Origin of the sequence: Segatella sinensis, assembly GCF_040095255.1 — a bacterium.
GTDB lineage: Bacteria > Bacteroidota > Bacteroidia > Bacteroidales > Bacteroidaceae > Prevotella > Prevotella sinensis.
Genome location: NZ_JBBNGE010000018.1, coordinates 35,432 through 61,812, shown reverse-complemented (window position 1 = coordinate 61,812; position 26,381 = coordinate 35,432). Strand labels below are relative to the sequence as shown.

Sequence of the window (26,381 nt, the reverse complement as noted above, 5' to 3'; positions counted from 1 at the left end):
TTCTTGGACAAGAATTAAAGTTCAAAAACAAACTATGCAACTTTAAACGGGTACCTTTTTCAGTGACCTCCCTGGGCTAGGAGCTTCTGCCCTTTCAGGGCGTGCTGGCATAGAACTTTTACTTCGTTCCGAAGTAGAGGAAGAGCATACCGAGCAAGACGAGGAGGAGATCCACGAACTTCGCCTTGAGGTTCTTCTCGTGGAAGATGGCTGCACCGAAGAGGAAGCTGACGATGACCGAACCGCGGCGGATCATGCTCACGATACTGATCATGGCACCCGGCAGGCTGAGCGCATAGAAATATACGAAGTCGGCAGCCGAGAGGAAGATGCTGATGAAGATGATGCTCCAGTGCCAATGGAATGGAGTGGAGTTTTTCTTTGTTGGCCACCAGATCATCAGGAGCATGGCTCCCATGAGGAAGCACTGGTAGATATTGTACCAGCTCTGTACGATCATTCTATCCAATCCCACACCGCCATTCTCAGGTGGAGCCATCAGATACTTGTCGTAGAGACCACTCACGGCACCGAGCACGGCAGCCAGTACGATGAAGTAGATCCACTTGTTGTGCTTGAAGTCGATGCCCTCCTTCTTTCCGCTGCGTGAAAGCATGGCAAAGGAAATGATGGCAAGAATGACACCAATCCACTGGTAGAGGTTGAGTATCTCACCGTAAACCAGCAGGGCACCCACGAGTGTCATTACCGGACGGGTGGCATTGATAGGACCCACGATGGTGAGCGGCAGATGCTTCATGCCGAAATAGCCGAAAATCCAGCTGCTCAATACGATGAAACTCTTGATCACGATGTACTTGTGAACTTCCCATCCGCCTTCAGCTACATGGAACATGGTTCCATCCAGCGAATTTCCTGTATAGCTCAAGATGATGAACGGCAGGAAGATGAGCGATGAGAAAAGCGTGTTCAGAAAGAGCACGGGAATCACTGCGTTACCTGAAAGTGCCTTCTTCTTGAAGGCATCATAGAATCCCAGCAGCGCTGCTGAGAGAAATGCTAATACTAACCACATTTTTATGAATGTTAATTGTTGAATGAGGCTCGCGCCTTTGTGTTTCTAATCTTTTATGATCTAATCATTTCATCTTTGAAATCATACCCCACGTCTTCCAGGAACAATGCGTTGCCTGGCATGCTTTCGCCCGCATCACTGCGGCTTCCGTTGTGCAGGATGTCGAGAAACTGCTCCATCGTGATCTTGCCCCTGCCTACATCAATGAGGGTGCCCACTACGGCACGTACCATGTTTCGGAGGAAACGGTTGGCTGTAATCTCGAAATACCAGGTGGTAGGGGAGGTCTGGACCCATCTGGCAGCCGACACGTGGCAGATGGTGGTCTTGTTGTCACCGCCTGCCTTGCAGAAAGCCGCGTAGTCTTCGTGATGCAGGAAATGCTGCGCCGCCTGGTTCATCTTTTCGAAATCCAGCGGGTAGTTCATCTGCAGCGAATAGTGGCGCTCGAAGGGATCCTTGCGCGTATGGATATAATAATGATAGGTACGCGAGGTGGCAGAGAAGCGGGCATGCATCTCGGCATCTACCTCCCGAACTTCATAGACGGCAATGTCGCGTGGCAGGATTCTGTTCAGACGATACACCAGCTGGTCGAGGGCCATTGGGATTCTTTCTTCCGAAACTTTCTCTTCCGAAACTTTCTCTTCCGGATTCCAGTCAAAATGCGCTGCCATGTTCCGGGCGTGCACCCCGGTATCTGTTCTTCCGGCTCCCACCACTTCTATCTCCTTTCTGAGAAGGATGGAAAGGGCGCGCTGCAACTCCTGCTGCACCGAATTGGCATTGGGCTGAATCTGCCAGCCGTGATAGTTGGTTCCGTCGTAACCAAAGAATATAAAATATCTCATTGCTTTTCACTTAAAACGACTGCAAAGTTACTAAAAAAACGTGAAATATGGTATAATAATACAGAATATTTTCAAAAATGGTACAATCTTGAAAGAAAATTGCGATTTTATTTTGCAATATGCTAATAATTGTGTACTTTTGCCAACGATTTTGTTTATTTAGATTATGGCACAGAATATATTTAGGGGCCTTGGTGTTGCCCTCATTACTCCTTTTAAGGCCGATGGTTCGGTAGATTATCAGTCGCTCAAGCGATTGGTAGAGTTCCAAATTGACAATGGTGCAGACTTCCTTTGCATCCTTGCAACAACTGGTGAGGCTCCTTGCCTGACCCAGGAAGAGAAAGACAAGATTACAGAATTGGTGAAAGACGTGAACAAGGGTCGCGTCAAGATATTGAAATATTGTGGCGGCAACAATACTGCTGCTGTCGTTGAGGAAATCAAGAATAGCGACTGGAGTGGCATCGATGGCATCCTCAGCATCTGTCCTTATTATAACAAGCCATCCCAGGAAGGTTTGTATCAGCACTTCAAGGCCATCGCACAGGTTAGTCCGCTGCCTATCGTACTTTATAATGTACCTGGCAGAACCGGTATCAATATGAAGCCGGAAACTACCTGCCGCATTGCCCGCGACTTCCCTAATGTGGTAGCCGTGAAGGAGGCGAGTGGTAGTCTGGAGCAGGTAGATGAGATCATCAAGAACAAGCCGGATAATTTCGAAGTAATCAGCGGTGATGATGCCCTTACTTTCTCTATGATTGCGAGTGGTGCTGCCGGTGTGATTTCTGTCATCGGTAATGCCCTGCCAAAGGCATTCAGCAGAATGATCCGTCTGGAGTTCCGTGGTGAGTACGAGCCAGCCCGCAAGATTCATCATTCCTTCACAGAGCTTTACAGCCTTCTCTTCGTAGATGGTAATCCTGCCGGTGTGAAGGCATTGCTCAATGATATGGGCTTTATCGAAAACGAGCTGCGCCTGCCGCTAGTTCCTACCCGTATCGCTACCAAGCAGAAGATGAGTGAAATCCTCAGAACTTTGAATATTTAATATATTGATTGGTGATTAGTTATTATTGATTATTACACGCATAGAATAATCATTGATAACTAATCACTGATCATTAATCACTATACATTATGGCTGAAGACAGAAGAATCATACATGAGATTACCCCGCTGATGGGTAAGGATGTGCTTTACATTGCCGACAGGCATAAGAAGGAGTTTACCTATCCGATACACAATCATTCGGTGTTCGAACTCAATTTTGTGGAGAATGCGGCGGGGGTAAAGCGTATTGTGGGTGATTCTCAGGAGGTAATTGGCGACTTTGACCTCTGTCTCATCACATCGCCTGATCTGGAACACGTATGGGAACAGAACGTCTGTCGCAGTGAAGACATCCGTGAGATTACCATCCAGTTTGATTTCAGTATGGGTGAGGAGACTCTCTTTGGCAGAAATCCGTATGCCAGCATTACACGTATGATGCAGGAGGCGAAGAAAGGACTTTGCTTTCCCCTGAAGGCGATAATGAAGGTATATCATTTGCTGGATACCCTGAGTACGGTGAAGGATGGCTTTTATGCCGTGCAGCAGTTTCTCACCATTCTTTATGAACTGTCGAAGTGTGAGAATGCGAGAACCCTGGCATCGAGCAGTTATGCCAAGGTAGCGGTGGAGGATGACAGCCGCCGTATTCTGAAGGTGAAGAACTATATCTCGAAGAACTATATGGATGAACTCCGTTTGCCGGATCTCGCCTCGCTGGCGGGTATGAGCTCGAGTGCCTTCAGCCGATTCTTCAAGCTCCATACGGGCAGAAACATCTCGGAGTATATTATCGACCTCCGTCTGGGCTATGCCGCCAGAATGCTGGTGGATACAGCCAAAAGCATCAGTGAGATTGGGTTCGACTGCGGTTTCAATAACCTCAGTAACTTCAATCGCATCTTCAAGAAGAAGAAGGGGTGCTCGCCAAGTGAGTTCAGAGAGAACTATCATAAGACCAGAATTATCGTATAAAAAACGCACAACGTAATCGTTTAAGTGAAATAATCAAAAATATTTCCCTTCAACGATTTCTTTTTGGGATATTTGTTGTATCTTTGCGTCATCATTAGTATTATCAAATAAATAAACATTTAAAAACTACTATACAGTTATGAAGCAATTTATGGATGAAAACTTCCTGCTTGACACCAAGACAGCGCAGGATCTTTTCCACAATCATGCGGCTAAGATGCCAATCATCGATTATCACTGCCACCTCATCCCTGAGATGGTTGCGAATGATCACAAGTTCAAGAGCTTTACAGAACTCTGGCTCGGTGGTGACCACTACAAGTGGCGTGCTATGCGTACCAATGGTGTAGATGAGCGTTTCTGCACAGGTACTGACACCAGCGACTGGGAGAAGTTCGAGAAATGGGCAGAGACTGTACCATATACTTTCCGTAACCCTCTTTATCACTGGACACACCTGGAGCTCAAGACAGCTTTCGGTATTGACAAGCAGTTGAGCCCTAAGACTGCACGTGAGATCTACGATGAGTGTAATGAGAAGTTGCAGCAGTCTGAGTTCAGCGCTCGCGGCTTGATGCGTCACTATAATGTAGAGTGCGTCTGTACAACAGATGATCCTATCGATGATCTCAGTTACCACAAGCAGACACGCGAGAGCGGTTTCGAGATCAAGATGATTCCAGCTTGGCGTCCAGACAAGGCTATGAACATCGAGAAGCCTGAGTTTGCTGAATATATGAATAAGCTCGGTGAGGTAGCTGGTGTTACCCTCACTACATTCAAGGATATGGTTGATGCTCTCCAGAAGCGTCACGACTTCTTTACCGAGAATGGCTGTAAGTTGAGCGACCACGGTATCGAGGAGTTCTACGATGAGCCATACACAGATTCTCAGATTGAGACTATCTTCGCTAAGGCTATGCGTGGACAGCAGCTTTCTGCTCTCGAGATTCGTCAGTACAAGCATGCATTCCTGAAAGTCTGCGCTGAGATGGATCACGCTGCAGATTGGACACAGCAGTTCCACTATGGAGCTATCCGTGACAACAATACATTGATGTACAACAAGCTCGGTGCTGATACCGGTTTCGACTCTATCGGTGAGTTTACTACCGCTAAGGCTATGAGCAGCTTCCTCAATGAATTGAATATGGAAGGCAAGTTGACACGTACTATCCTTTATACTTTGAACCCATGCGCCAACGAGGTTATTGCTACTATGCTCGGTAACTTCCAGGATGGTTCTTGCCCAGGCAAGATTCAGTTCGGTTCTGGCTGGTGGTTCAATGATCAGCTCGATGGTATGACCCGTCAGATGAACGCACTTTCTGTATTGGGTCTTCTGAGCCGTTTCGTAGGTATGTTGACCGACTCACGTTCATTCCTCAGTTATCCACGTCACGAGTACTTCCGTCGTTTGCTCTGCAACCTCCTCGGCAATGATGTAGAGAAGGGCTTGCTTCCTAACGATATGGAGAGCCTCTCTCGCATGGTAGAGGACATCTCTTACAACAACGCTCGCAACTACTTCAAGTTCTACTAAAGAGTAGTAGAATCTGATTAGCAAAATTCTAAGACAAATCCCTTCACGGCATCTTCTGGGTGTTGTGAGGGGATTTGTTGCTTGATAACAAAAAACCAGAGTTTATGGGATTAATAGATAAAATAGTAGGTTTCTACGAGGATATCAGGGAGTTGAATTCTTCGAATATCCAGGATTTTCGAGGCAAGATGAAATCTTGGCTCAAGATGGGTATGCTCGCCGGTCGTATCTTCTATATCAAGGATATGTGGGCCAGGGATGTGGCGGCATTGACCTTTGCCTCGTTTATGGCATTGATTCCATTCATGGCGATGATGTTTGTCATAGCCCGCGGTTTCGGTTATACGGCTATGCTGGAGTCGTGGCTATCTACCACTTTCGAGGCGCAACCCGTTGTGGCTCAGACTATCGTAAATTTCGTTCACAATTATATCGAGAACACGCAGAGCAATTATATCATCGGTACGGGTATTGTGATGTTTCTCTATACCATCATCTCACTGATGCAGAAGATAGAGCTCACCTTTGATGATATCTGGCATACGGGTGAGCGTTCGTGGAAGCAGATCGTGACAGAATATCCTACCATTCTTTTCGGACTGGGTATGATGATTCTCTTCGCCTCTTTCTTTAATGTATGGACAGTGAATGTGATAGATGATGTGGATAGGATTGCTGATATGGGAGAGACTATCCCGGCTTTCATCCTGCATGTAGCTGCATTTGTGCCGATGTTCCTATTCTTCGTGTTCTGCTATTGCGTGATACCTAATACCTATATCCGGTTTCGCAGTACGCTGGTGCCTTCGCTTCTGGCGGGCATCAGTATGACGGCATTGCAGTATGGATATATTTACCTGCAGGTATTCCTTTCGAGCTATAACGTAATCTATGGTTCGCTCGCCGCCATTCCGTTGTTTCTTCTGTGGCTCCAGATTTCGTGGGCAATCGTAGTGTTCGGTGCCTTGCTCTGCTATACCAACCAGAACCTGCATCATTATGATCTGGACTTGAAGTACGACCATGTGAAGTTGGAACAGCGTATTAAGGTCTGTGCTGTGGTGATGCATCAGGTATGTCATCGCTTCAATGATGGTGAGCAGGCATTTACGCCGAAAGATATCCATGAGGTGACGAAGATTCCGCAGCAGATCATCAATCACGCCGTGAAGGATCTGCTGCAGGCAAGGCTACTGGTGGAAATCCGAAGCGGGAAGAAGGGTAGTTTCGAGGAATCGATCATCCTGCATCCAATCGAGAAGATCGATCATCTTACCTATGGAGCGATGATAGAGCGACTCTTTACCTATGGGGCTGATGTTGTGGGACTTGCTGAGCAGAACCTTGACGGGGAAAAATGGAAAGACATAGATGTCCTGAATGCTGAATTTGTAGAAAAGGGCAAGAATATTAATTTTGTTTAATATTAATTTGAATAATAGTATATAAACCTTTAAAAGCCATTAGAGTATGAGTAAAATGATTTCTTTTGCAGTTTTTGCATTGTTGGCAACCTCGTTGTCGGCGCAGAACGTCGCCAATATGAAGGACCTCAATGCTGAGAAAAAATCGGCTGCTATTAACCTGAAATTGACAGGAACATTAACAACCACGAGAAATTCGGATTTCCGACAGCTTCGTGACTTGTGCTGGCAATTGAGAACTCTTGACTTGAGCGAGGCTACCTGTCCCGTTCTTCCAAAGAATGCCTTTCATTCCCGTCATCATCTGCAGAGTATCATCCTGCCAAACCAGTTGCAGGAGATTGGTAGTCAGGCTTTCTTTGCCTGCGACAATCTGCAGGATGTAGTGATTCCTAAGAGCGTGACGAAAGTGGGAGCTGCAGCCTTTTCTGGTTGCAAGGCATTGAAAAACATCACGATAGACGGAACGCCGGAGTTGGGAGAGTTTGCCTTTGCCAATCTGGAAGGCGTAAAGGTCATCAAGGTGAATTCCAAGATTCCGCCAAAGGCAGCTTCTACTGCTTTTTCGGGCATGAATATGCGAGGCGTGAAACTGGTGATGCCAAGAGGTAGCGAAAAACTCTATCGCAAGGCTCCGGGATGGAACCACTTCTTCGGTGAGGTGAAACAGGCGAGAGCAGTCTGCAATCCTGAGGCTTGTCTGATTCCTACTCCGATGGATCTGAATGTAAATGCCAAGGCGGCACCTTTGCAGGTGGCAGGAAACTGGAAAATCGTTGCTGCCGATGGGCTTGGCAATGAGCAGGAACATGCCGAGAGAATCCTGAAGGAGCGGGTAGAGCAGCATAAGGATTTGAAAAAAGGCGAACAGCTCACTATGACGCTTGCCCTGGACGAGACACTGGCAGACAATGAGGCTTATACCCTGAATGTGCAGCAGAAGGGAGTAGTAATCAAGGGTAAGACTGCTGCTGGTGTCTTCTATGGTTTGATGACTTTCGACCAGTTGCTCCGTGGCGACGCCTCTAAGGTAGGTTGTGATGCTATCCCGCAGCTAACATTGAAAGACCAGCCTCGTACCCATGTGAGAGAGTTGATGGTGGATCCTTGCCGTATCTTCGTTCCATACGAGGATCTGAAGGCTTTTGTTCCGGAGATGGCCCGCTATAAACTGAATATGCTTCATCTCCATCTCGTAGATGACCAGGCTTGGACCATCGAAATCAAGAAATATCCTAGACTCACCGCCGAGGCAAGTAGCCGATGGGGAATGGACGATATGCTGATGCCTATCAAGGGCTATTATACCCAGGAGCAGATGCGCGACTTCGTGGCATATTGTGCCAAGTATCATATCCAGGTGGTTCCTGAGATTGAGATGCCTGGTCACGAGGTAGCTGCCATCAGTGTTTATCCAGAGTTGACCTGTCAGGGTGTTCAGAAACCTATCCGTACCACCTGCGGTGTATCGGATGAGCTGCTTTGTCCGGGTAATGACTTCACTTATGAGTTCCTGGGTAATGTATTCAAGGAGTTGGCAGATATCTTCCCTTCTGAATATATCCATCTGGGTGGTGATGAGGCAGGAAATCCTGCGCTCGATTGCTGGACCTATTGCCCTAAGTGCCAGGCATTGAAGAAAAAGTTGGGTATTACCACAACCGACCGTTCTGAGAACTGGAAGTTGCAGGGCTATCTCTTTGACAAGGTGATAGATCTGCTTCGTACCCAGTATCACAAGACTCCAATGTTCTGGTATGAGACCGATTTCAAGAAGATTCAGCCAGGTTGTATTACCTTTGCCTGGCGTGCCGGTTTGACAAAGGAAGCATTGGTAGCGGCTGTAGAGAACAATGCCCGTATCCTGCTTTGTCCTGGAGAGCATTGCTATTTTGATTATCCGATGGCAAAGGGCGATATGCCTGAGGTAAACTGGGGTATGCCTGTAACATCTCTGAAGGCAGCCTATAGCCTGGATCCTGCCTGGGGTATGGGCGAGGAGTTTGAGAAGAACAATCTCTTCGGTGTAGCCGGAACCCTTTGGAGCGAGTGCATCAATTCGCCAGAGCGTATCTACTATCAGGCTTATCCTCGTTCGCTGGCTTTGGCTGAGGCAGGCTGGAGTTTCCAGAAGAACCGTTCATGGGAGGGATTCCTGACCCGCTTGAAGCCAACCGTGAAGGATATGATGAGAAGAGGCATCACCTTCTCTATGGAATATTAATGATGAACTGGAAAGCAAGAAGGGCAAGCTCCAAAAATGGAGCTTGCCCTTTCTCATATTTAAATCTCTCTCACTGTAAAAATATAATAGAGATTTCTATTTTTACTTGCTCAAACAAACAGAGTGGCTCATATTAGTCATTTCCGGGATTGAGTTGATTACGTCTCTCAAGAACATACCCATGCAAAGTACCATACCTGAAAACATAACTGCGGCTACTGCCATTGTAAAAATAGTCATCATAATCTTTAAATCTTTTTAAATTTTTGTTACTGTTATTCCTTAATACGAGTGCAAAGTTAACACTTTTTTATCAAATAACGGCATTTTATGCTAAGAAATATAAATGCAACAAGTATTTTTTGACCTGTATCAACTATTTCAGATATGTGATGAAAATGACATTTTTATAGTATATTCCCGGTATTGCTGTCATGCTTATATGCCGAATCTGCAATCTGGCTTTTTATGTACAGAGATGCTCTGTTTTACCTATCAAATAGAAAGAAAAAGTCCAGTAAGTATGAATGGACTTACTGGACTCTTTTTTGTGTGACATTTATCGTTATGAGTTCATGGAAATGAGGAACTCTTCGTTGTTGCGGGTTTGCTGCATACTCTTGTGGATGGTGTTCATCGCCTCAATCGGGTTCATGTCGGAAATGAACTTGCGGAGAATCCACATACGGTCGAGGGTTGTCTTATCCTGCAAGAGGTCGTCGCGACGGGTAGAAGAAGCCACGAGGTTGACTGCAGGGAAGATACGCTTGTTGCTGAGTGAGCGGTCGAGCTGCAACTCCATGTTACCTGTACCCTTGAACTCCTCGAAGATGACCTCATCCATCTTACTACCTGTATCAATAAGGGCTGTAGCGATGATGGTGAGTGAACCGCCGTTCTCGATATTACGGGCTGCACCGAAGAAACGCTTAGGCTTCTGCAATGCATTGGCATCCACACCACCCGTCAACACCTTACCTGATGCTGGGGCTACAGTATTATAGGCACGTGCCAGACGTGTGATAGAGTCGAGGAAGATGACTACATCATGACCGCATTCTACCATACGCTTTGCCTTCTCCAGAACGATACCGGCAATCTTCACGTGGCGCTCGGCTGGCTCATCAAAGGTAGAAGCGATTACCTCGGCATTCACGGTGCGAGCCATATCGGTAACCTCCTCAGGACGTTCGTCGATGAGCAGCATCATCAGGTATGCCTCTGGATGGTTGGCTGCAATGGCATTGGCAATATCCTTCATCAGGATGGTCTTACCGGTCTTAGGCTGAGCCACGATGAGTGCACGCTGTCCCTTACCGATAGGTGAGAAGAGATCTACTATGCGGGTACTCAGGTTGGTGGTACGGCGGTCACCGCAGAGCTCAAACTTTTCGTTAGGGAAGAGTGGGGTGAGGTGCTCGAATGGAACACGGTCTCTTACATCCGATGGGTCACGACCGTTGATTTTGTCGATGCTGGTGAGTGGAAAGTACTTTTCACCCTCATGTGGTGGACGAACGTGGCACTGGATGACATCACCAGTCTTCAATCCGTAGCGCTTCACAAAATTGGTAGCTACGTAGATATCATCTGGAGATGAGAGATAGTTGAAATCGCTGCTGCGAAGGAAACCATATCCATCAGAGAGTACTTCGAGTACACCATTGGCAGAGATGATATCAGTAAAATCATATTCCGGTTCCTGACTTACCTCCTTAGGGGCCTGTGCAGAAGCTGGTGCTGCAGTTGCTGCCAGAGTCATTGGACGGTCGAAAATATCGTATGTAGGCATGGCTGCCTGATCCTCGATAGGTAAATCTACCACTGTAATGAAATCGGTGCCATCGCCCGGGTCGCCTGACCAGATACCATCTGGTGTAGTCTCGGCTACAGCTGACTCTGGAGTATTGTTTTCTTTTGGTTCTGCAGGAGTACTGTTCTCGTTGTGAGCATTCATCTTAGCCTGGAGCATGGCAATCAACTCACTGTTGTCATTGCCCGAACCGTCGGCGGTAAACTGCGCCTCAGGAATCTCTGTCTCCTGGTTGTCAGATACAGGAGCTTCTTCGGTTGGCTGCTCATTGCTTGCCAGAGCTGTAGCCATAGCTTCTTCCTCAGAAACAGCAGCCTGCTCTGTTGGGCTTTCAGCATTGTCTGTATGATCTGTATTTTCGGTTGGTAGCTCAGCAGTATTATCTGCTGCCTTCATTCCTTCCTGCTGCATTTTGATGGCAGCCGCTTTAGCAGCCGCAATGGCTTCCAGTTCTGCCTTGCTCTTGCGCCCTCTGTGCTTAGGGAAAGCTGCCAGTGGGTCAACGGTAGCAGGGATAGCTTGTGGAGTGTCTCCTTCAGTGGTTGTATCAGTAGCGGCAGGGCCGTTAACCTGGTTTTTCATAACATCGAAGTTTTCTCCCTCGATTCCATGAACAGAATATACTCGATCTTCTTTTTTGCTGGCGATGCGTGTGCGTTTACGCTTTTGTGCAGCACCATCTGCTGATGCCTCTGCCAAAGCATCAAGAATCGTATAGATAATCGTCTCCTTATTGTCGCCAGATTTAATCTTGACGCCAATTTCTTTTGCAAGGTCCTTCAGTTGAACGACACTTTTTGCTGATAATTCGTCTTTGCTATACATTATTATATATTGTATATTATATGATTTTTCTATGAAATGAAGCGTTTCTACAATGGAAACACTAGATGTATTTGAACTTTTCGAGTGCAAAGATAAGCAAAAAATTTGTTTCTGCCAAATTTTTTCTGTAACTTTGCACAAAAATAACGAAAATGGCAAGTCAAATACCGTATTTAGACGTTCAAAACCTCACCAAACGCTTTGGAGCTGAGGTTCTTTTTGATAAAATATCCTTCTCTATAGCTGAAGGACAGAAAGTGGGACTCGTGGCACGCAATGGTACGGGTAAATCTACATTGATGTCGGTCCTTATGGATAAGGAGGGACATGAGAGTGGTGATATCATCTACCGACGCGATTTGAAGGTGGGCTATCTGGAACAATCTCCTAAGTTTGATCCAGAGGAAAGCGTGCTGGAAGCTTGTTTCAATCATGAGGATGATCCAGAAAAGGTGCTCAAGGCGAAGCAGATCCTCACCCAGTTGCATATCACCAATATGGACCAGCCGATGGGACAGTTGAGTGGAGGACAGCAGAAGCGTGTGGCACTCGCCAATGTGCTGATAGATGAGCCTGACTTCCTGATGCTCGATGAGCCTACCAACCACCTCGACCTGGAGATGATAGAGTGGCTGGAGGGTTATCTGAATCGTGGCAACAAGACCATCTTCATGGTTACGCACGATCGTTTCTTCCTCGATAAGGTATGTAATACCATCCTGGAACTCGACGATAAGACCATCTACACCTATCGTGGAAACTATGCTTACTATCTGGAAAAGCGCCAGGAACGCATGGATAATCTGCGTGCAGAAATCCAGCATTCCAAGAATCTATATCGCAGAGAGCTGGACTGGATGCGTCGTCAGCCTCAGGCTCGTGGTCATAAGGCGAAATATCGTGAGGATGCTTTCTATGAGTTGGAGAAGGTAGCCAAGCAGCGCATAGAAGACCGTCAGGTAAGATTGAAGGCTTCTACCGTATATATTGGTTCGAAAATCTTCGAATGCCAGTATGTGAGCAAGGCTTTCGATGACAGAGGAAAGAAGAAGGTGATTCTCGATAACTTCTACTACAACTTTGCCCGATTTGAGAAGATGGGTATCGTAGGTAATAATGGTACGGGAAAATCTACTTTCATCAAGATGCTCCTGGGCGAGGTGCAGCCGGATAGCGGTAAGTTTGATATTGGCGAGACCGTTCGCTTCGGCTATTTCTCGCAGGAGGGACTCAAGTTCAGGGAAGACCAGAAGGTGATAGATGTCATCACGGAGATAGCCGACTATATCGACCTGGGCAACGGCAAGCACATGACGGCTTCGCAGTTCCTGCAGTTCTTCCTCTTTACTCCTGAGGAACAGCACAACTATGTGTATAAGTTGAGCGGTGGCGAGAAGCGCAAGCTCTATCTCTGTACAGTGCTGATGAGAAATCCTAACTTCCTGGTACTCGATGAGCCTACCAATGACCTCGATATCCAGACCTTGCAGGTGTTGGAAGAGTATCTGCAGGATTTCGCCGGTTGCGTAATCGTGGTGAGTCACGACCGTTACTTCATGGATAAGGTGGTAGATCATCTCCTGGTATTCAAGGGGGAAGGCGAAATTCAGGATTTCCCTGGCAACTATACCCAGTATAGAGACTGGAGCAGGTTGCAGGAGAAGGATGAAGCAGAAAAAGCTGCAGCTACGGCTAAAAATGCAGGCAATAACAATACGGCTGTCAATGATGGTGCCGGCACAGCCAAGCGTGATGCCAACTTTGAGAACAAGCGTAAGATGAGCTATAAGGAGAAGCGTGAATATGAACAGCTGACCCAGGAAATAGAGAAGCTTACCGATGAGCAGAAAAAGTTGGAAGAAGCCCTTTGCAGTGGTACCCTGTCGGTAGAGGAATTGACCGAAAAGAGCAAGCGCCTGCCGGAAATCAAGGATGAGCTTGACGAGAAGGAAATGAGGTGGCTGGAACTGTCAGAGATGCTATAGACATTGAACTTTGAGCGGTTGAATATTGAACTTTATGATTAGTTCGTGTGTTGCCTATAATAATAATTATAAAAGAAAATAGAAAAAATGGAAATCAAGAAATCAGAATTTACGATATCTGCTCCACGCGTGAGCATGTGTCCAAAAGATAATAAGGCTGAGTATGCTTTTATCGGCCGTAGTAATGTAGGCAAATCGAGCCTCATCAATATGCTTTGCAATCATAAGGGTTTGGCTAAAACTTCTGCTACACCGGGTAAGACATTGCTTATCAATCATTTTATCATCAATAATGAATGGTATCTGGTTGACCTTCCTGGCTATGGTTTCGCCAAGCGTTCGAAGACAGTACAGAAACAGTTGGAGCAGATGATCAGCAGTTATATCCTGCAGCGCCCACAGTTGGCAAATGTCTTCGTTCTGATCGATGTGCGTCATGAGCAGCAAAAGATTGACCGTGAGTTTGTGGATTGGCTGGGCGAAAGCAATGTGCCTTTCTGTATCGTCTTTACCAAGGCGGATAAGTTGGGACCGGTAAAGGCTCGTATGAATGCCGAGAAATGGATGCACGCTCTGGAGGACCGTTGGGAGGCACTTCCTCCTTACTTCATCACCAGTAGTGAGAAGAAGACGGGTCGTGATGAAGTACTCGACTATATTGACGAAATCAATAAATCACTGGCAGGAGAGTAAAAGCCTGCCGTCTGGATCTATTGGGTCAAGATATACTCAGCCGGATTCTGGTATATAATCGTGTCCGGATAAACAATATTCAGGTAAAATCAGAATATAAAAGTAATAGGATGAAACAGATAAACTGGGGATTTATCGGCTGCGGAGAAGTAACCGAGAAGAAGAGCGGACCTGCCTTCAATGAGGTAGAGGGGTCGCAGGTCGTTGCGGTGATGAGCCGTAGCGAGAAAAAGGCTCGTGGTTATGCCGAGCGTCATCATATACGAAAATGGTACACCGATGCACAGGAACTCATCGATGATCCAGATGTGAATGCAATATATATCGCTACGCCACCATCATCGCATGCCACCTTCGCCATTATGGCAATGCGTGCCGGCAAACCGGTATATATCGAGAAACCATTGGCGGCAAGCTATAGCGATTGTATTCGTATCAACCGTATCAGCGAGCAGACGGGGGTGCCATGTTTTGTTGCCTATTACCGTCGTTATCTTCCTTATTTTCAAAAAGTAAAGGAGATTATCAAAAGTGGTGCTATAGGTGATGTCATCAATGTACAGGTTCGTTTTTCTGTGCCTCCACGTGATCTGGACACCAAGAGTGGCAAGGAGATGCCTTGGAGATTGCAGCCGGATATTGCCGGTGGAGGATATTTTTACGACCTGGCTCCTCATCAGATAGACCTATTGCAGGATCTCTTTGGAGTCATCACCCGTGCCCATGGTTATCCTGCCAACCGTGCGCATCTTTATGATGCAGAAGATACGGTATCTGCCTGTTTCTTCTTCGAAAGTGGTATTCCGGCGAGCGGCAGTTGGTGCTTCGTGGGCCATGAGAGTGCCAAGGAAGACTGTATTGAGGTGATTGGCGACAAGGGTTCGCTCTCTTTCTCTGTCTTTACCTATCAGCCTATCGAGTTGATAACTAGCGAGGGCAGATCGAGCATCACCGTTGCCAATCCACCGTATGTTCAGTTGCCTATCATCAGAAATGTGATAGAGCATCTGCAGGGCATCAATACCTGTACCTGCACTAGCGTTTCTGCTACCCCGGTAAACTGGGTGCTTGATCGTGTGCTTTGGAAGAATTAGAAAGAATACCCTAAATGGGATGAGAAAAATTGGTATTATAGTAGGACTGCTGTTTCTCGTTCTGCTGCCACTGATGGCGGCGGAGCGAGATACGTTGGAATGCCCTGTAAGACAGGATTCATCTCTCATCAAGACCCTTTTCAATTCTTCGATGTTCAAGGGTAATACTCAGGACAGCTTGATTCGTGCCCGTCATGAGCGCACATTCTTTCATCGTCTGGGTAAGACCTTCACCACCTTCTTTAGAGAGTTCTCCAATATAGATGAAAGGTATATAGAACCGCAGCACTTCAATTATACGGTGATGCTGCAGAATACCAATACCTACGAGGAATATACCCTCTATGGCAAGGAGGGGCAGCGAATCTCCTTTGCGCCTGATCCTTCCTGGCGCCTGGGACCTTATCTGGGATGGCGATGGGTATTCCTGGGTTATACTCTCGACCTGAAGCATATCAATACCAAGGATAATCATAGCAGCAAGAAGGAGTTCAACCTGAGTCTGTACAGCAGTTTGCTGGGTGTTGATCTGTTCTGGCGCCAGACGGGTAATGATTATCATATTCAGCGAATGAATCTGGGTGATCATATCAATACGGATGCTCTGAGAAAAGTATCTTTCGATGGTTTTAAGAGTAGTATTAAAGGCTTGAATCTTTACTACATATTTAATCATCGTAAGTTCTCATATCCAGCAGCTTACTCTCAAAGTACAAGGCAGAAGAAAAGTGCCGGCTCGTGGATGGTAGGACTGGGATATACCCAGCATCAGCTGGAAGTGGATTGGGATAAGCTTTCTGCCATAGTGGATGAGCGGCTCAATCAGAAAACCAAGCAACAGTTGGAGGCTAAAATAGATAGCAGTCTGATGTTCTCGAAGGTGAAGTATAGCGATTATTCCGCTACGGTGGGATATGGCTATAACTGGGTGTTTGCCAAAAACTGGCTCTTCAATGCCTCCCTTTCTGTTGGTCTAGCCTACAATCACTCTAAATCAGGAGATCCGGAAAAGGATAAGTTTGATCTGAAGAACTTCAACTTCAAGAATTTCAACTTTGATGGTGTCGGCCGTTTTGGAGTGGTATGGAACAACGACCGCTGGTATGCAGGTGCCAGTACTGTCATCCATTCCTATAATTATCACAAGGATCATTTCTCAACCAACAGTTCCTTCGGTTCGCTCAATATTTATGTGGGTGTGAACTTTGGAAAGAAACGAGAATATAAAAACGTAAAATGATGAAAGTAAAGCATAGTTTTTTAGTTTTTGCAGCGGCATTCCTGATGGTAATGCCTGCTTTTGCCAAGACGGGCGTGGTTTATCAGCGCCAGGATAGTTTGCGAATTGTATCCTTGCTGCAGCAGGCGAAGGCGATGAAGAAAAAGCCTGCCAACTGGATGATGTGGTTTGGAAAGCAGTTTGTGGGTATTCCTTATGTGGGTGGCACCTTGGACAGAACCCGGGAAGAGCTGCTCGTGGTGAATACAAGGGAGCTGGATTGTACTACCTACGTGGAAATCGTGACCGCACTGACAATGTGTGCCAAGCATCAGGAAACCAGTTTTGCAGCTTTCTGTAATCATCTGAAGCATGTGCGCTATATCGGCGGAGAGGTAGCGTATGTAAAACGCCAGCATTATTTCACCCTCTGGGTGGATGATAATGTAAAGGAAGGTATCGTGAAGGATATTCAGAATAATCCTCCCTTCACTGCAGTCCAGACCATCAACGTAAACTGGATGTCCACCCATCCATCCAGTTACAAGATGCTTTCGGCTCATCCGCAGTGGAAGTCGGGTATCCGTGCTTTGGAGCAGAGCATCAACGGCAAGCGCTATCGCTATATCCCGAAAGGGGAGATTCGTAACAATCAGCTTTTCAGAAATACCATCAAGGATGGTGACATCCTTCTGATGATAACCCGAAAGAAGGGATTGGACACCACGCATATTGGCATTGCTTCCTGGCATAAGGATGGATTACATCTGCTCAATGCCAGCAGCATCCACAAAAAAGTGATTGATGAACCGATGACACTTTATACCTATATGCAGAAGCATCCATCTCAGATAGGTGTCCGAGCTTGTAGGGTGTTATAAAATTTCGGAATATGAATGCTGATGTTGGAAAAGCCTGTAAATAGGGCGTCTTGCACATTTAATATTTTCCCTTAAGGATAGTTGTTTTTTCCCTTAAGGGAAAATATTTTTTTCCTTAAGGCTTTTTATTTTTTTCCTTAAGACTTATTGCTTGTTCTGATGATATTGTCAGATTTATTCTGCCATTTTGTTCTTTTCTCCCTTTTTGGCACGTTATTTGTAAAACCTATAGCAAAAACAAATAAAGTAAAACATATAAATAAACATTATAATTATGGCACAGAAAGGTAATATCGGTGTAACGACAGAGAACATTTTCCCTGTCATCAAGAAATTCTTATATTCAGATCATGACATCTTCCTCCGTGAGATGGTTTCCAACGCTGTGGATGCTACACAGAAGTTGAAGACCCTTGCTGCCCAGGGCGACTTCAAGGGTGAGATTGGTGACACAACAGTGCGTGTCTCTCTAGATGAGAAGGCTGGTACCCTGACCATCAGCGACCGTGGTATCGGTATGACTGAGGAGGAAATCGATAAATATATCAACCAGATTGCATTCTCAGGTGTAACCGACTTCCTTGATAAGTATAAGGAGAATGCCAATGCCATTATCGGTCACTTCGGACTCGGTTTCTATTCTTCTTTCATGGTAGCCAGCAAGGTGGAAATCATCACCAAGAGCTATAAAGAGGGTAGCAAGGCTGTAAAGTGGAGCTGCGATGGTTCACCGGCTTTTGAAATCGAGGATGCAGACAAGGCAGAGCGTGGTTCTGACATCATTCTCCATATTGCAGACGACTGCAAGGAATTCCTCCAGAAGAACAAGATAGAGGAACTCCTGAATAAGTACTGCAAGTTTATGGCAGTGCCTGTAGCCTTCGGCAAGAAGACGGAGTGGAAGGATGGTAAGAACGTGGAGACTGACGAGGATAACATTATTAATAATGTGGAGCCTCTCTGGACCAAGACTCCTAGCACCTTAAAGGATGAGGACTACAAGAAGTTCTATCACACCCTCTATCCAATGCAGGACGACCCATTGTTCTGGATTCACCTGAACGTAGATTTCCCATTCAACCTGACGGGTATTCTCTACTTCCCACGCATCAAGAACAGCATCGACATGCAGCGCAACAAGATTCAGCTGTATTGCAACCAGGTATTCGTAACAGACCAGGTAGAGGGCATCGTTCCTGAGTTCCTGACCTTGTTGCATGGTGTTATCGACTCACCGGATATCCCATTGAACGTGAGCCGCAGCTACTTGCAGAGCGACAGCAACGTGAAGAAGATTTCTACCTACATCACCAAGAAGGTGGCAGACCGCTTGAACTCTATCTTCAAGGAAAACCGCAAGGAATTCGAGGAGAAGTGGGATGACCTCAAGCTCTTCATCAACTATGGTATGCTTTCACAGGAAGACTTCTACGAGCGCGCCAAGGATTTCGCGCTTCTGAAGGATGTGGAGGGCAAGTACTTCACTTACGAGGAGTACAAGACTCTGATCAAGGACAACCAGACTGATAAGGATGGCAATCTGGTATATCTCTATGCTAACAATAAGGAGGAGCAGTACTCTTACATCGAGGCTGCCAAGCAGAAGGGTTACTCTGTGCTCCTGATGGAAGGTCAGCTCGATACACCTATGGTAAATATGTTGGAGCAAAAGTTGGAGAAAAGCCGCTTCACCCGTGTGGATGCGGATATCATCGACCGACTCATCGTGAAGGAAGATGCCAAGAAGACAGATTTGACAAAGGATCAGTCTGACAATTTGACAGAGGTGTTCCGTTCTCAGATGCCTAAGCTCGACAAGGCAGAGTTCTTCGTGGAGATTCAGGCTTTGGGTGAGCAGAACCAACCTGTGCTCATTACTCAGAACGAGTATATGCGCCGTATGAAGGCAATGAGTCAGTTCCAGGCAGGTATGAACTTCTATGGTCAGATGCCAGACAGCTACAACATCGTATTAAACTCAGACCATGCATTGGTGAAGAAGGTATTGGAGGATGCTGAGGCTAATACCGCCGAAAGCCTGAAGCCAATCCTTGCAGAAATCAAGGGTCAGGAAGCTCGTCTCGCTGTGCTTCATCAGGAGCAGGGCAAGAAGAAGCCAGAAGAGATTACCCAGGAGGAGAAGGATGATGTTCACAACACAGAGAAGGCTATTAGCGATGAGAAGGCTAAGCGCAACGATATCATCTCTGGTTATGCCAAGAACAACAACATCGTTCATCAGCTCATCGACCTCGCTTTGTTGCAGAATGGTATGCTGAAGGGGGCTTCTCTCGATGCTTTCCTGAAGAGAAGTGTGGATATGATCAAGTAATTGCTGCTTTATAAAAAGTATATTACTTTACGTAGTGTAACATCAAATGTTACAAATCGTATCTAGATATGTGCTAAATGTTTCAATGTAGGCATTTAGCACATTTTTTTTGTTTCTTTTCTTTGGTGATATTATCTGTTTTTTGTACCTTTGCACTACTTGATAGAAGAAACAAATAAACTATAAACAGATAAAAACCACCTGATATGAAACAAAAAGTTGAATCAGAACAGGATGTTGCATCAAAAAAATGCATCATTGCTGATTATTATGCAAATCATTATGACGAACTTAAAGAATTCGTGATTTCTCGTCTGCAAGTTGTGGATGAGGCTGAGGATATTGTGCAGGATATCTTTGTTCGACTTCTGCAGTCGGATCAGATGATATCACCGGTAACTCTGCCTTGTCTGGTCTATACGATGGCAAGGAACAAGGTCATTGATTATTGGCGTTGCAGACAGCAACATGAGAAGTATGAGCATTTTATTAGGAAAGGCTGTTGGATAAACAGTTCTTCTGAAGGGGTGGAGTCTATCTTTTCGGCTCGTGAAGTGAATGAGATTCTGGAGCGAGGGATTGCTCAGCTTACAGAGAGTCAGCGTTCCGTATATCGTCTGAATCTCTACGAAGATATGCCGGTTCGTCAGATTGCGGTAGTACTCAATCTGAAATATAAACAAGCAGAAAAGAAACTGGGTGTTGCCCGCAAGAAGGTTCGTGGTTTTGTTGAGAAGGCTTTGGCAGGATGAGATCTTGTTTAGATGAGGCCTGATATAAGAATCAGATCTTCTGTATGAGCGTTTCTGATAAGTGGTGGTTTTATCACGAAAATAAGGCTGCATTCCCTTTGACAGGAGTGCAGCCTTGTTTTTATGTTTGTCTAATTTTACAATCTAAACTTAAATTCTTGATTTTAGTTTTTTTGAAATAGAATCAGTTCTCTTTGAAAGCAATGATTCGTGTCAAAGCTTTGTCAAGATAGAAAGTCTGGGTGAGTTCTTCTTTCTTGCCATCATGAGTAGTCAACTGGTAGGTGGCTCTCAGATACATTAAGGTGTCTGGGAAGGTGCCATCGTTATAGTCGATGTTCTTTTTCATATATGGCAACTGGTTCATCTCCTGACGCATAGATTTTACTCTGTTAAAATCGATCATGGCTGTAGGAGTGAGTTGGCTGAAGCGTTTAAAGCTACAATCTTCGTTTTCCAGGTTTTCATTGAGGAAATCCTTGACGAGTGATTGAGCCTTGTGCTGGTCGCCACAGGAAGTGAGAACCAGCACCAAGCCTAATGTCAATACGAATAGTATCTTCTTCATGATTTCATATCCTTTGTTATAAATTCACTCTGTTCTTCTTACTTCACGCTGCGGAGGATATCCAGCAGGTGATCCCATACCATCTGAACGGTAGGAATCAGAAGTGCTTCCTCTGGTGTGTGAACATTGCGAAGGGTAGGACCGAAGCTTACCATATCAAGATTTGGATAACGCTCTGAGAAGAGACCGCACTCCAGACCGGCGTGGATACCCTTTACCAAAGGCTCCTTGCCGAAGAGTTTCTCGTAACTCTTCACGGTAATATCGGTCAGCTTGCTGTTGGCACGCATCTTCCATGCAGGATACTTGCCTCCCACGTTTACTTCGGCACCTGCCAGAAGGAAGGCTGCCTTCACGGTGTTGGTCATGTTGTCCAGATTGCTCATCACATTGCTGCGCTGAGAAGCCACGATGTTGATGCTATTCTCGTCGGTCATCACGCTGGCAACATTGCTGGATGTCTCTACCATCTCGGCAAGTGCCTCGTCCTGACAGGTGGTGAGTGGACCATTATCTACAGCCTGTAAAGCCATGATGAACTTATCGGCTACAGCCTTCTCGATAACAGGAGCTGCATCGGCAGAACCCATGTTGAAAAGCATAGACTGCTCAGTTACGTGGAACTCATCTTCTACCTCAGATGCGAAGATATTCCAGTCTGCACGTACCAGCTCCTTTGCCTCATTCTTGACAGCAAAGACAATCTTGCCATCACGAGGGATGGCGTTATGCATCTTGCCGCTGTTGAAGCTTACCAGACGAAGGGCACCATTGAGTTTCTCGTTCTCCAGGAAGAGGAAGCGGGCTAGTACCTTGATGGCATTGGCGCGCTTCTTGTTGATGTCATCACCAGAGTGACCGCCGTTGAGACCTTTCAGGGATGCCTCCATGAAGAAGTAGCCTGCTGGAGCCTCTTCGCGGGTGAAGTGGAAGGTAGCCTTGGTAGTCTGGCCGCCTGCGCAGGATACGAAAATCTGACCCTCATCCTCTGAGTCAAGGTTGATGAGCATCTTGCCGGTCATGAAACCAGCCTTCATACCTACTGCACCTGTCAAGCCGGTCTCCTCGTCACGGGTGAAGACGCACTCGATAGGACCATGCTCGATGTCGTTGGCTGCGAGGATGGCAAGCTCGATGGCACATCCGATACCATCGTCAGCACCTAGGGTAGTACCTTTTGCCTTCAACCATTCACCATCTACGTAGGTCTGGATGGCATCCTTGTGGAAGTCGAACTCTACGTCCACCAGTTTGTCGCATACCATATCCATGTGACTCTGAAGGATGATGGTATCAGCATTCTCATATCCAGGGGTAGCAGCCTTTCGAATCAATACGTTGCCAGTCTCATCAACTACAGTCTCAAGGTTATGGCTCTTGCCAAATTCCTTCAAGTACTCAATCATGTTCTCCTCGTGCTTGGAAGGACGAGGTATCTCGTTGATTTTAGCGAACTGCTCGAACACAAGAGCAGGTTTTAATTCATTTTTTTCCATTGATAATGTTATTTTGTATGTATTATTCTCTTATTTTGTTATTTTTGCATCAAGAAAGTCATTTATTTATGAGATTTCTTTTGCTTTTTGCCCGAAAAATCGTACCTTTGCAACGTGAAGTGCACTAAGGCACTGCAAAGGTAATAAAAATGATAAAATTAATGTTATTAAGTCTGTTAATAATTGCTATCGCAATGGCATTATTTAGTGTGAAGCTGATTTTTAAGAAGAATGGTAAGTTCTCTTCTCAGCATGTTCACGACAATCCTGGTTTGCGCAAGATGGGTATCCACTGTGTGGTTGACCAAGACCGCGAAGCGCGCGAAGCAAACAAGGCGTATTAAATCATTTTAGTTTTAGGAATAAATAATAATAAAAATACAGAAGAAATGAAAAAGAACATTTTGAGTTCAGTGGCTATTGCTGCTGTAGCTGCCTTGTCGTTGGCATCATGCAATAAGTCACAGCCTCAGGTTGAGGCTAAGTCTGAGAGCAAGGCTCCAGCAGAGTTGAAGATTGCTTATGTAGAGGTTGACTCTATCATGACTCAATACACATTCGCTAAGGAGTATGCTGCCTTGCTGGAGAAAAAGGGTCAGAATATTCAGGCTACTATCGCTCAGAAGGGTCAGCAGTTGCAGGCTGCTGCTGCTAACTTCCAGCAGAAGATTCAGCAGAATGCTTACACCCGTGAGCAGGCTGAGGCTATCCAGGCTGGTTTGCAGAAGCAGAACAATGATCTTCAGGGATTGCAGCAGCGTTTGAGCAATGAGTTTGCTGCTGAGCAGAACAAGTACAACAAGGCTCTCCACGACAGCATTGCTAACTATTTGGCTCAATATAACAAGGACAAGAAGTATAGCATCATCTTCTCTAAGAGTGGTGACAATCTGCTTTATGCTGATAAGGCATACGATATTACCAGTGAGGTTATCACTGGCTTGAACAAGGCTTACAAGGGCAAGTTGAAGGGTGCAGAGGAAACTCCTGCCAAGAAGAAGTAATATTCCGGAAAATATAAACGTATTGAAATATGCTTCGTAACGAAAGATACGATTTCATATTGAATCACTTCAGAAATGCGCTGCCGAATGTGACTACCGAGTTGCAATTCGGTAGCGCATTTCAGCTTCTGGTTGCGACCTTGCTTTCGGCTCAGTGTACCGACAAGCGTATCAATATGGTTACGCCGGCTCTTTTTGCCCGCTATCCAGATGCACGGCACATGGCGGAGGCGAGTGAGGAGGATATCTATGAGCTGATCAGTTCGGTAAGCTATCCCAATGCCAAGGCGAAACATCTGGCACAGATGTCACGGCAACTGGTTGAACTCTTTGGAGGTGAGGTGCCGGAGACTGCTGATGATCTGGTGAAACTGGCTGGAGTGGGGCGAAAGACAGCGAATGTGATCCGTGCCGTTTGGTTTGGGCATGCCACGATGGCGGTGGATACGCATGTTTATCGTGTGAGCCATCGCATGGGCTTGGTGCCTCGTACGGCTGATACGCCTCGCAAGGTGGAGGATTATCTGATGAAGCACATTCCGGCAGAAGATATTCCGAATGCGCATCACTGGATTCTGTTGCACGGCAGGTATATCTGCAAAAGTGCCAAGCCGCTTTGTGATAAATGCTTCTTCAATGAATATTGTCCAAAACTCTTGAAGGACAGTAAACTTTGACCTGTGAGGAGATATTTGTTAAAAAGATAGGAGTTAAGAATTGGAAGTTGTTGTGGTTGGTAGTCAACTCCTCAATCTTAACTCCTAACTATTTTTATAATCTCACCGTTTTATTCAAAAGATAATTATCCAGGATAACCATGGCTGCCATTGCCTCTACTACAGGTACGGCTCTTGGCAATACGCATGGATCGTGGCGTCCGCGAGCTGTGAGTTTGGTAGGATTTCCTTCCAAATCTACAGTATCCTGTTCCATCAGGAGGGTAGCTACTGGTTTAAAGGCTACCCGGAAGTAGATATCCTGACCATTGCTCAATCCTCCCTGGATGCCGCCGCTGTGGTTGCTCTTGGTCGTGATGCGAGCTGCAACATCCTGATTGATTGTAGTTTCCTGATGGTTTGCCGCATCATCAGTAGCATCCATATTCTTAGCTTTAGGAACGAAGACGTCATTCTGTTCACTTCCACGAGCAGTAACTCCGGCGAATCCTTCTCCATATTCAAATCCTTTGACGGCATTGATGCCGAGCATGGCTGCACCAAGTTGGGAATGGAGTTTATCGAATTCCGGTTCCCCCAATCCTACAGGACATCCCTGGATGACACAGGTGATGATGCCTCCGATGGTATCACCATCAGCCTTGACCTGGGCGATGAGTTCTTCCATCTCCTTTGCCTTTGCCTGGTCTGGACAACGAACAGGATTGCCCTCTATGGTGTTGAAATCATATAGATGGTAATCCTTCTCCAGAGCGATACTGCCAACCTGCGATGTATATGCCGTAATGCTGACGCCGAGCTGGCGGAGTGCCAACTTGGCCAGGGCGCCACCTACGCAGCGGGCGATGGTGATGCGTGCAGATGAACGGCCGCCACCGCGATGATCACGGATGCCATACTTCTCATTGTAAGTGAAGTCGGCATGGGATGGTCGGAACAGACAGCGCATATTCTCATAATCCTGAGAATGCTGGTTTTGGTTGCGTACCTCAAAGCCGATAGGGGTTCCCGTAGATTTTCCCTCGAAAACACCACTTAGAAATTCTACCTGGTCTGCTTCCTTTCGTGCTGTGGTGATGTGACTTTGTCCAGGGCGACGACGGTTGAGCTCGCTCTGGATAAAGTCCATATCGATGTCTATGCCTGCAGGGAAACCGTCGATGACGCCTCCTACAGCTATGCCATGACTCTCGCCAAATGTTGTGAGAGTGAAAAGATTGCCAAATGTATTCCTCATTGCCAAATTCTTTAGTTGATATGAAAAACGGCTATCCCAATGGTATTGAGATAGCCGCTATCGTTTATTCTCAAATTTTACTTGTTGCAATCGCAGCCGCCCTCGCAGTTGCCATCCTTGCAGTCACCGCCGCAGTTGTCGCAACCGCCGCCGCAACCACCAGCCTCACCGCTGATGATCTGAGCCATCTTGGCGATTTCCTCTGCTGTTGCCTCACGGCTCTCAAGAACCTGACCGCAGAAGTTAAGCTTCAAACCTGCCAATGGGTGGTTGAGGTCGCAAGTTACCTTCTCGTCTGTGATATTCTTGACTACAGCATTGAAGCGGTTACCATCCTCGTTCTGCAATGGGATGATAGCACCTACCTGTACGTGCTGAGCGTCAAACTGTCCATTGATAGTGAAGATCTGCTTGTCGAGGTCGATTACGCGCTCGTCATAGTGCAAACCATAAGCCTGCTCAGGATCCAACTCGAAGTCGAACTCTTCGCCCTCAGCCAAATCAACTACCTTCTCCTCGAAAGCAGGCAAGGTTACACCCATACCGCTGATGAAGAAGAAAGGACGCTCATCTGTTGTGCGCTCAATCAGCATTTCTTCGCCGTTATCACCCTTTGTTACGTCATACAATGCGTATGATACTCTAATAAACTTGTTTTTGTTGTTTGATTCCATTTTATTTTGTTTTTTTATTGTT

General features: G+C 46.2%; 23 protein-coding genes. 15 read left to right on the top strand and 8 right to left on the bottom strand.

Annotated elements, in window-relative coordinates; translation table 11 throughout:
• Positions 1-118: 118 nt before the first annotated feature.
• Together AAAT87_RS07070 and truA are read right to left on the bottom strand one after the other, a co-directional pair.
• On the bottom strand, positions 119-1,036 hold the full coding sequence (locus tag AAAT87_RS07070; RefSeq protein ID WP_295024579.1) for an EamA family transporter: 918 nt from the start codon (positions 1,034-1,036) through the stop codon (positions 119-121).
• 53 nt (positions 1,037-1,089) lie between these two features.
• The gene (gene truA, locus AAAT87_RS07065; protein WP_233905512.1) at positions 1,090-1,887 is read right to left on the bottom strand and encodes a tRNA pseudouridine(38-40) synthase TruA; all 798 of its coding nucleotides are present in this window, start codon (positions 1,885-1,887) and stop codon (positions 1,090-1,092) included.
• A gap of 166 nt (positions 1,888-2,053) precedes the next feature.
• Here truA and dapA point away from each other — a divergent pair, with 166 nt between their 5' ends.
• The 5 genes from dapA to AAAT87_RS07040 all read left to right on the top strand — a co-directional run bounded on the left by dapA (position 2,054) and on the right by AAAT87_RS07040 (position 9,109).
• A complete protein-coding gene (gene dapA, locus AAAT87_RS07060; protein WP_118311953.1) occupies positions 2,054-2,941 on the top strand; it encodes a 4-hydroxy-tetrahydrodipicolinate synthase in 888 nt (295 codons plus the stop codon).
• Positions 2,942-3,030: 89 nt separating this feature from the next.
• Complete coding sequence (locus tag AAAT87_RS07055) at positions 3,031-3,918, top strand: AraC family transcriptional regulator (protein ID WP_254951510.1); 888 nt, start codon at positions 3,031-3,033, stop codon at positions 3,916-3,918.
• A gap of 139 nt (positions 3,919-4,057) precedes the next feature.
• Positions 4,058-5,461, top strand: coding sequence for a glucuronate isomerase (gene uxaC / locus AAAT87_RS07050; RefSeq protein WP_349226044.1), 1,404 nt, complete (start codon positions 4,058-4,060; stop codon positions 5,459-5,461).
• Positions 5,462-5,565: 104 nt separating this feature from the next.
• Positions 5,566-6,885 (top strand): YihY/virulence factor BrkB family protein, encoded by a 1,320-nt coding sequence (locus AAAT87_RS07045; RefSeq protein WP_295024585.1) that lies wholly within the window; start codon positions 5,566-5,568, stop codon positions 6,883-6,885.
• Positions 6,886-6,931: 46 nt separating this feature from the next.
• Complete coding sequence (locus AAAT87_RS07040) at positions 6,932-9,109, top strand: family 20 glycosylhydrolase (RefSeq protein WP_349226043.1); 2,178 nt, start codon at positions 6,932-6,934, stop codon at positions 9,107-9,109.
• 102 nt (positions 9,110-9,211) lie between these two features.
• On the opposite strand, the gene AAAT87_RS07035 is transcribed toward AAAT87_RS07040, so the two are convergent.
• Positions 9,212-9,352 carry a hypothetical protein gene (locus AAAT87_RS07035; RefSeq protein WP_295024588.1) on the bottom strand — a complete coding sequence of 47 codons (141 nt, stop codon included), beginning with the start codon at positions 9,350-9,352 and terminating at the stop codon, positions 9,212-9,214.
• Between the two features lie 322 nt (positions 9,353-9,674).
• Positions 9,675-11,747, bottom strand: a complete 2,073-nt coding sequence (gene rho, locus AAAT87_RS07030) for a transcription termination factor Rho (protein WP_295024590.1) — start codon at positions 11,745-11,747, stop codon at positions 9,675-9,677.
• 152 nt (positions 11,748-11,899) lie between these two features.
• On the opposite strand from rho, the gene AAAT87_RS07025 reads away from it, so the two are divergent.
• The 7 genes from AAAT87_RS07025 (at position 11,900) to AAAT87_RS06995 (ending at position 20,703) form a co-directional block, all read left to right on the top strand.
• The gene (locus AAAT87_RS07025; protein ID WP_349226042.1) at positions 11,900-13,732 is read left to right on the top strand and encodes an ABC-F family ATP-binding cassette domain-containing protein; all 1,833 of its coding nucleotides are present in this window, start codon (positions 11,900-11,902) and stop codon (positions 13,730-13,732) included.
• 87 nt (positions 13,733-13,819) lie between these two features.
• Positions 13,820-14,425 (top strand): ribosome biogenesis GTP-binding protein YihA/YsxC, encoded by a 606-nt coding sequence (yihA, locus tag AAAT87_RS07020; protein WP_089542722.1) that lies wholly within the window; start codon positions 13,820-13,822, stop codon positions 14,423-14,425.
• Between the two features lie 110 nt (positions 14,426-14,535).
• Positions 14,536-15,519, top strand: a complete 984-nt coding sequence (locus AAAT87_RS07015) for a Gfo/Idh/MocA family protein (RefSeq protein WP_089542721.1) — start codon at positions 14,536-14,538, stop codon at positions 15,517-15,519.
• Between the two features lie 19 nt (positions 15,520-15,538).
• Positions 15,539-16,759 (top strand): DUF4421 domain-containing protein, encoded by a 1,221-nt coding sequence (locus tag AAAT87_RS07010; RefSeq protein WP_295024594.1) that lies wholly within the window; start codon positions 15,539-15,541, stop codon positions 16,757-16,759.
• Positions 16,756-17,619, top strand: coding sequence for an N-acetylmuramoyl-L-alanine amidase-like domain-containing protein (locus AAAT87_RS07005; protein WP_228112810.1), 864 nt, complete (start codon positions 16,756-16,758; stop codon positions 17,617-17,619). Before AAAT87_RS07010 ends, AAAT87_RS07005 begins: the two co-directional genes overlap by 4 nt.
• Before the next feature lie 274 nt (positions 17,620-17,893).
• Positions 17,894-19,951, top strand: coding sequence for a molecular chaperone HtpG (htpG, locus tag AAAT87_RS07000; RefSeq protein ID WP_295024743.1), 2,058 nt, complete (start codon positions 17,894-17,896; stop codon positions 19,949-19,951).
• 206 nt (positions 19,952-20,157) lie between these two features.
• Positions 20,158-20,703, top strand: a complete 546-nt coding sequence (locus tag AAAT87_RS06995) for a sigma-70 family RNA polymerase sigma factor (protein ID WP_153129695.1) — start codon at positions 20,158-20,160, stop codon at positions 20,701-20,703.
• A 184-nt stretch (positions 20,704-20,887) separates the two neighbouring features.
• Here the strand turns inward: AAAT87_RS06995 and AAAT87_RS06990 are convergent, their stop codons facing one another.
• Positions 20,888-21,271, bottom strand: a complete 384-nt coding sequence (locus AAAT87_RS06990; protein WP_349226041.1) for a hypothetical protein — start codon at positions 21,269-21,271, stop codon at positions 20,888-20,890.
• A gap of 38 nt (positions 21,272-21,309) precedes the next feature.
• Complete coding sequence (locus tag AAAT87_RS06985; RefSeq protein ID WP_349226040.1) at positions 21,310-22,767, bottom strand: aminoacyl-histidine dipeptidase; 1,458 nt, start codon at positions 22,765-22,767, stop codon at positions 21,310-21,312.
• Positions 22,768-22,916: 149 nt separating this feature from the next.
• Here AAAT87_RS06985 and AAAT87_RS06980 point away from each other — a divergent pair, with 149 nt between their 5' ends.
• The 3 genes from AAAT87_RS06980 to nth are packed head-to-tail and all read left to right on the top strand — an operon-like array spanning position 22,917 to position 24,448.
• On the top strand, positions 22,917-23,111 hold the full coding sequence (locus AAAT87_RS06980; RefSeq protein ID WP_089542716.1) for a hypothetical protein: 195 nt from the start codon (positions 22,917-22,919) through the stop codon (positions 23,109-23,111).
• A gap of 45 nt (positions 23,112-23,156) precedes the next feature.
• Positions 23,157-23,771, top strand: coding sequence for an OmpH/Skp family outer membrane protein (locus tag AAAT87_RS06975; RefSeq protein ID WP_117663843.1), 615 nt, complete (start codon positions 23,157-23,159; stop codon positions 23,769-23,771).
• 29 nt (positions 23,772-23,800) lie between these two features.
• The gene (gene nth, locus AAAT87_RS06970; protein ID WP_298529735.1) at positions 23,801-24,448 is read left to right on the top strand and encodes an endonuclease III; all 648 of its coding nucleotides are present in this window, start codon (positions 23,801-23,803) and stop codon (positions 24,446-24,448) included.
• A 94-nt stretch (positions 24,449-24,542) separates the two neighbouring features.
• Here the strand turns inward: nth and aroC are convergent, their stop codons facing one another.
• Together aroC and AAAT87_RS06960 are read right to left on the bottom strand one after the other, a co-directional pair.
• Positions 24,543-25,685, bottom strand: a complete 1,143-nt coding sequence (gene aroC / locus AAAT87_RS06965) for a chorismate synthase (protein ID WP_295024750.1) — start codon at positions 25,683-25,685, stop codon at positions 24,543-24,545.
• A gap of 77 nt (positions 25,686-25,762) precedes the next feature.
• A complete protein-coding gene (locus tag AAAT87_RS06960; protein ID WP_089542712.1) occupies positions 25,763-26,359 on the bottom strand; it encodes an FKBP-type peptidyl-prolyl cis-trans isomerase in 597 nt (198 codons plus the stop codon).
• Positions 26,360-26,381: the final 22 nt, after the last annotated feature.